Annotated in this window: 8 protein-coding genes; all 8 read right to left on the bottom strand. The window is 64.8% G+C overall.

Annotation, left to right across the window (positions count from 1 at the left end; genetic code table 11):
- Positions 1–99: 99 nt before the first annotated feature.
- On the bottom strand, positions 100–504 hold the full coding sequence (locus tag QSK32_RS45185; protein ID WP_285475542.1) for a hypothetical protein: 405 nt from the start codon (positions 502–504) through the stop codon (positions 100–102).
- Between the two features lie 474 nt (positions 505–978).
- Positions 979–1,317, bottom strand: a complete 339-nt coding sequence (locus QSK32_RS45180; RefSeq protein ID WP_285475541.1) for a hypothetical protein — start codon at positions 1,315–1,317, stop codon at positions 979–981.
- Positions 1,318–1,865: 548 nt separating this feature from the next.
- On the bottom strand, positions 1,866–2,339 hold the full coding sequence (locus QSK32_RS45175; RefSeq protein ID WP_045742742.1) for an NUDIX domain-containing protein: 474 nt from the start codon (positions 2,337–2,339) through the stop codon (positions 1,866–1,868).
- Complete coding sequence (locus QSK32_RS45170) at positions 2,336–3,085, bottom strand: helix-turn-helix domain-containing protein (protein WP_045742777.1); 750 nt, start codon at positions 3,083–3,085, stop codon at positions 2,336–2,338. The genes QSK32_RS45175 and QSK32_RS45170 overlap by 4 nt, the downstream gene beginning before the upstream one ends.
- Positions 3,086–3,300: 215 nt before the next feature.
- Positions 3,301–4,578, bottom strand: coding sequence for a tyrosine-type recombinase/integrase (locus QSK32_RS45165; RefSeq protein ID WP_285475540.1), 1,278 nt, complete (start codon positions 4,576–4,578; stop codon positions 3,301–3,303).
- Positions 4,568–4,759, bottom strand: coding sequence for a helix-turn-helix domain-containing protein (locus QSK32_RS45160; protein WP_083449047.1), 192 nt, complete (start codon positions 4,757–4,759; stop codon positions 4,568–4,570). Before QSK32_RS45160 ends, QSK32_RS45165 begins: the two co-directional genes overlap by 11 nt.
- Before the next feature lie 16 nt (positions 4,760–4,775).
- A complete protein-coding gene (locus QSK32_RS45155) occupies positions 4,776–5,183 on the bottom strand; it encodes a hypothetical protein (RefSeq protein WP_045742744.1) in 408 nt (135 codons plus the stop codon).
- Between the two features lie 9 nt (positions 5,184–5,192).
- On the bottom strand, positions 5,193–6,023 hold the full coding sequence (locus QSK32_RS45150; protein WP_045742779.1) for an IS5 family transposase: 831 nt from the start codon (positions 6,021–6,023) through the stop codon (positions 5,193–5,195).
- Between the last annotated feature and the right edge of the window lie 515 nt (positions 6,024–6,538).

Genomic DNA, 6,538 nt, shown 5'->3' with positions numbered 1-6,538 from the left:
GTAGGCGGCAGCCACCGCCGATTTCGGGGTCCACACAACCACCGAGACTCAGCGGTGGCTGCTTGCTGTCCACGGACAAACCCGCACCGCCACAGCAGCTCAAAACGGATCTCCTGCTGGAGTATTAAGGGCCTGCGCAGAGCCCGCACTCGAGACGATGCCCCCGACCGCCCAATCCATCAGCCCAATCAGCTTCTCGTGTCGCGCCATGCACGCTTCGGAACAGCCATTGTTGAACTTGACCCTGGATTGCAACGCTTTGCTGACCTCAGCGGCATAGATCGCCGAGCATACCGATCCCTCGGTATTGCAGGCGTGGTACATCACCAAGAGCAGCTTGGTATCGGCATCCTTAGTCGTCCACTCGTCACCCCAAACGTTGAGGTACGAGTAGTAGGCGATATTGACTTTCTTCTTGAACGCTTCGAAGTCGTAGACCTGATAATCGGTGACCGTGACGCCCCCGACGTCGATGGAGCCGTCGCCGTTGTCGGTGACGTCCACCCCACCGCCGCCGTCGCCGCCGTCATCGGAACCGCCGTCATCGCCGTCGTAACCTCTGCCCGTGTCGGGGCTGCCGTCACCGCGCGGCTCGTTGTTCTGGTCGTCCCAGGGTGTTCTGCCGAAGCCGCTGGGGTCGCTATAGGTAATGGGGCTGTTCTCGGGCCCACGCGCTCATGGCCTACGGCCACGCACGCACGCCCGAGAACACCAGCCGCAAATCGATGAACGGCAGACCCGCGCCATCCGGGAGCAAAGACACTTTCTCACCCCGCGCGAGCAAGAATAGAAGACCGTCAAAGTTTGACGTCTGTTGACGGCAGCCCCAGCGAACGACCGCAACGCTACCCAGCCATTGACTACGCACGGTTACTGCCACCGACCCGCCATCGGCCCGCATTTCGACAGCTACTCCAGGTATCTCAATCCAATCGTCGTTACCGAACCTGTCGTCAGATTCGATTTCCGCCACCTATTCTATCCATCGTTCACACCCGTCGGCAAAAGTGGATGATCGTCTTTAAATTCAAATGTTTCGATTGCCGCATCTTCTGGAAAACCGAGATGATCCCGCCAGATTTGAGCTACACCGACCAGAAGATTCCATGAGGCGGTTGCGTGCAATTCGGCCGTCGAGACTGCCTTTGGTGGAGCGGATCGATAATAGCGAATAGCCGCCACCTGCTTGTGTACGATCAATCGGAGAGCGCTGGCCGCACGGCGTTCGGCTTCACTTTCACGTGAATCAGTGTCGGAAATTCTGGCCTCGACAAAATCCACTAGCCGAGCGATCTGGCGCTCGGTGATACGCTCCATTGCAGGCACTCCTCAACGCGCTAGCACGGCTTGTATATTCTGACGTTATTATAGTTGTGGTCTTTGACCCAGGCGACGTCACCATATCGGTTCACCAAAATGCGGTACGAATTACTTCCATCGCCAAGGTCGTAGATCAGCGCAGCATCATCGGCGTCCGGCGCCGAAGGGCCCCATTTTCGTGCTTGAGCACCAGGGGTGTTCGGCCTCACCTCGAATCTGTCGGGGCCGGTACCTGCCCCATTCGGCCTAGGCTGCACCCCGCCGGCCTGAATCTGCTTGATTCGCTCAATGACCGCATTGGGAGGCTGAGGCGTGCTGCCGCCATCGTTATGAACAAGAACCGGGGCATCGCCGGCGAGCACATAGTACGTGTGGCATATTCACCGACGACACGGAGAGTGACCTATCGGCGCAGGGCTCTCACCTGGTCTTTCTCGGAACGGTCCGGCAGCGGATCGGGTTGTCGGGTGGCGTTGACGGCAACCGTGACGGCAACGTGGGCGGACAACCAGGGCCGTCGGCGGCCGTCAAGCGGCCCGGTGGGGCTATCCGAGGTACGGCGTGGCGCGGTGTTCGGCGTGGTGGCGGAGCCTGAGCCGGACGGTGTCGTGGATCGGGATGCGGTCGGAGTCGGCCGGGTCGACGAACCGGACGTCGGTCGATTCGTCGCTGACGGCGAGGGTGCCGCCGGTGACTCGGCCGTAGTAGGTGATGTTGAATTCTTGGCGGACTTCGCCGTCGGCGTACGCGATGACGTGCTGCGGGTCGGTGTAGATGCCGAGCAGGCCGGTGATCTCGATGTCGAGGCCAGTTTCCTCTTTGACCTCGCGCACGATGCAGTCGCCGAGGGTTTCGCCGATGTCCATGGTGCCGCCGGGTAGCGCCCAGTTGCCGGAGTCGGCCCGGCGTTGCAGCAGCACCCGGCCGTGCTCGTCGACGACCAGGGCGGAACCACCGGGGACGAGGCTGTTGGCTCGCGGAGCGGCCGGGTCGTGGTAGTAGTCGCGCCGGCCGCTCACGATGCCGGCTCCGGCGGGTAAGCGGTGGTGGTCTGCCAGATCTGTTCGAACTGGTCGGCGAAGGAGGCGAAGATGCCGTACGGCGAGAGTTCGCGCAGGTGCAGGGCGGGATGTTGGTAGCCGCGGGCGCGGTACAGGTGCGGAGTGACGATCATCTGGTTGTCGAAGCGGAACACCGAGTTGTACAGGTGCACCGCGTGCAGTCCGATCGCGACACCGTCCACGTCGTGCAGGGGTTCGCAGAAGTTGAGGGCGTTGCGGATCCGGCCGGGCAGGGTGCCGCCGATTTGCTCCAGGGCGTCGCGTTCGAGGACGTGGGTGCTGTCCGGGTCGGCGAACGCCAGCCGGATGCGGGCACCGGCGGCGGCTTTGTCGGTCAGCCGTTGCATGGTGTCGGGCAGCAACTCCAGCACGAACGGGTAGGCGTAACCAAGCAAATCGATCCGGGAGGTCGCACCGGACAGCAGGGACGTCCACAAGGCTTGCGGGATGTCGGCACGATGCGCCCAGGCACCGACGACTTCGGCGGTGGCTTCCGCGCCGGGCGCGAGGTCGGGTCGGGTTTGCGGCCACAGGTCGGTCTCGGTCTCGCCGAGCACGTCGGCGACGGCCAGCCGGGTGCGCTGGCGCGGGATCCGGCCGGACAGCCACCGGGTCACAGTCTTGGCATCGACTCCGACAGCGGCGGCGAGTCCGGCCACGTCGAGATTCTTGCGGAGCAGAGCGCTGCGCAGTCGCTGACTCATACCGGCACGGTAGCGGACACAGACGGGACGTTTGAAGGTCATGGAAGTGTCCGCGCAGATGGTGTTGGGGACGTTCCTGTGCCCGCACGTGGTTCGTAGGTTGGTGGGTAGATGCCCTGCCGGTGGGTGCCACCGGGGGTGAGGGACACACTGGTGCAGGCCGCACCGGAGACGATCCGGCTGCATGGTTGGCTCGGGTGTCCCTCACCCTCACATCATCCGATGGCGGGTCGGTGGTCGGGGTCGGGCTGGTCGGGGTCGAGGGCGTGGTTGAGGGCTTCGATGGCGTTGCGGTGCAGCCGGGGCCTGACGTGGGCGTACACGTCGGCGGTGACGTGCAGCCGGGCGTGACCGAGCAGGTCTTTGATCGTCACGAGTTCGACGCCCTGTTCCAGCAGCAACGTCGCACACGAATGCCGCAGATCATGGAACCGGATGTAGCGGACTTCGGCCAGGTAGCAGACGGTCTCGTGTTGCCGGTGCACGTATGCCGGGTCGAGTGGCCGGCCGGTCGACGAGGCGAACACCACGTCGTGGTCGGTCCACCGGTCACCGGCTTCCCGACGGTCGAGATCTTGCCGTTGCCGATACCGCTTGAGCGCGGCGACGCAGGCGGCCGGGAGCACGATCTTGCGGCGGGATGCCTCGGTTTTGGGCGGCTGGAAGGTCATCCCGCCCTTGACCCGGGCGAGCGTTCGCCGCACGGACAGGTGCCCGCCGTCCAGGTCAATGTCCGCCCATTGCAGGCCGAGTAGTTCACCCCGGCGCAGCCCGGTGCGCAGAGCGAGTTCGAACAGTGGGCCGTGGCGGTGAAACGCGGCAGCGTACAAGTATTTGCGGGCTTCGACCGCCGTGAACGGCTGGTAGCCGGTCCGGCGTGGCGTCGGCAGCCGCACCGCCGAAGCCACGTTTCGGTGCAGCAGCTCCTCACGCACGGCGTGGGCGAGCGCGGCCGACAGCACCGCACGGATGTAGCGGACGGTGGCTGGTTGCACCCGATGCTGGCAGCATGCGCCGACCGCGCAGCAGCGGGGCCGCCGATCCTTGCGCCGGTGGTGGGGGTCGCGTCGGGCGTCCCACCCTTGGGCGCAGCACTGGCACACGGCAGCGGTACCGTCGAGGAACGTACGGACCTCGGCGACCGTGAGCGCGTGCAGCGGACGGTGGCCGAGGCCGGGGATGAGGAACCCGCGTACGTAGGTGTCGTAGTTGGTGTAGGTGGACGGCCGGACCCGATGCACGGCCACCGTGGTCAGCCAGGACAGCAGGTACTCACCCACGGTCGTGTTCGGGTTGACCGGGGCCGGCCGTCCGTGCTGGGAGTCGGCGAGTTTCTCGGTCAGTTTGTCGGCGGCCTGTTTACGGGTGGCACCGTAGACGCGGACCCGGCGGCTGGTGCCGTCGGCGGCCTGGACGTAGCCGGCGCCTTCCCACCGGCCGTCGGCGCGCTGGTAGACGGTGCCTTCGCCGTTGGCGCGTTTCTTACCGGCCATGACCGGTCACCTCCCGGTCAAGGTCGCGTAGGTAGGCGGTCAGGGCGGTGGCGGGGATGCGCCGGCACCGGCCGATCTGGACCGACCGCAGTCGGCGGGTACGGATGAGCTGGTAGACGGTGTGTTTGGAGACTTGCAGCCGGGCCATCACCTGCCCCACAGTCAGCAGGTCCGTGCTCAGAGGGCGGTTATGGAGATTACGTCCTTTTCGGGGCGAGAGTGAATATTCCGGCCTCACTCTCGGTGACGAGCTTGCGGTTGACCAGGCGTTTGAGCTTGGCGCGGGTGCCTTCGACGTTCTTGTGTAGTGGTTCGATGTCGAGGGCGAGGCAGATGTCCTTGGCGCGCATCCCGGCCGTTGCCGAGCTGAGGACGGTGAGGATCTGCTGGTAGGCGGAGCTGATGACGGTCGGGTCGTCGGCGGTGAACTCGGTCGTGGCCAGTTCGCGCAGCGTGGTGCGGGTGGTGGCCAGGTCGGCCAGTTCACGATCGATGCGGGTCAGTTCGGCGGTGAACAGGCTGATCTGCTCGCGCAGGCGTGCGGCGGTCGCGGCCGCGGTGGTCTCGCGTTCGCCGATCAGGCCGAGGAGGGTGTCGAGGTGCACCGGCCGGCCTTACGTGTTTCGCCAGGTCGGCGTGCTGGTGCCGGTCAGCCGGCGGACCATGTTCGCCGTCGATGCCCACAACGTGCGTGACACCGACGAGGCGGGCTTGCTCTCGTATTCGCGGACCAGGCGGCGGTGCAGCATCAGCGTGCCGTAGACCTGTTCCACGATCCACCTCTTCTTGACCGGCACGAACCCGGGCTTGGCGTCGGAGCGTTTGACGACCTGTACGTCGATGCCGGTCACGGCGCCGTGCACGCCGACTTCTTGCTTGAATCCGGCGTCGACCCAGGCCACCGTGACCGTCGGGGTGTGCTGGGCGACCTGGTCGAGCAGCCGGATCCCGATCGCGTTGTCGGTCACGGACGCGGCGGTGACCACGACCGCGATGATCAGGCCGAGGGCGTCCACGGCCAGGCCCCGTTTGCGGCCCGGCACCTTCTTACCCGCGTCTTTGCCCGTCGTGGCGGCCGGAACATGGTTCGCCGCCCGGATCGACTGGGTGTCGAGCGCGACCGCGGACGGATCCTCGGTCCGGCCGGCCTTCTGGCGGACCTGGCAGCGCAGCAGATCGTGGATCACCTGATCGGTGCCGTCGTCACGCCACACGGCGAGATAGTAGTAAGTCACCGGTTTCTGAGGCAGATCGTGCGGCAGGTACGCCCACTGACAGCCGGTCCGGTTCTGATACAGGATCGCGTTGACGATCTCCCGCAGATCCTGTTCGCCCTGGCGACCGGCCACCGAGATCCGAGTGGCTCTCCATGCGTCCAGAAACGGGCCGAGCAAGGCCCACTGCTCATCGGTCACGTCGCTGGGATACCGCTTACGCGCGCTCATGACCAGCCCAACCGCGCAGCCCACCGCCGTGACGTGACCGATGCTCATCTTTCACGCCATCGAGTGATCACTATCTACTACGAACCCGCAGAACGATCTCCAAACGGACCCAACGCATAGATCGACCTAAAAAGTCCGTGACCGCCCTCTCAGGACCGCGGTGTCGGCGGTGAAGCTGTTTCCGACACAGGCAATGTTTGCACCTTTGGCCATCGCGGCGAGTTGCGCATTGCCAGCCATTGTCGCTGATCGCGACGCCTTAAGATCCTGCGCAGAGCCCGCACCCGAGACGATGCTCTCGAGCCCCAAACTCGTTAACCCGATCATCTTCTCGTGTCGCGCCATACACTCGGCGGAACAGCCATTGTTGAACTTGACCCTGGATTGCAACCAGGGCGATTGCGTTGTCTGATGACGAGGCCGTGACCTGGTGATTCACGGGGATAGTGGCCTCTGTGGAGGCGAAGGCGGCGGGTGAGATCACATCGGTGAAGATGGAGTTCTCTACGCTTCAC

The sequence above is a fragment of the Actinoplanes sp. NBRC 101535 genome (assembly GCF_030269225.1).
Classification (GTDB): domain Bacteria; phylum Actinomycetota; class Actinomycetes; order Mycobacteriales; family Micromonosporaceae; genus Actinoplanes; species Actinoplanes rectilineatus.
Note: the sequence above shows the minus strand (reverse complement) of the source record. Positions and strands in the feature narration are given on the sequence as shown.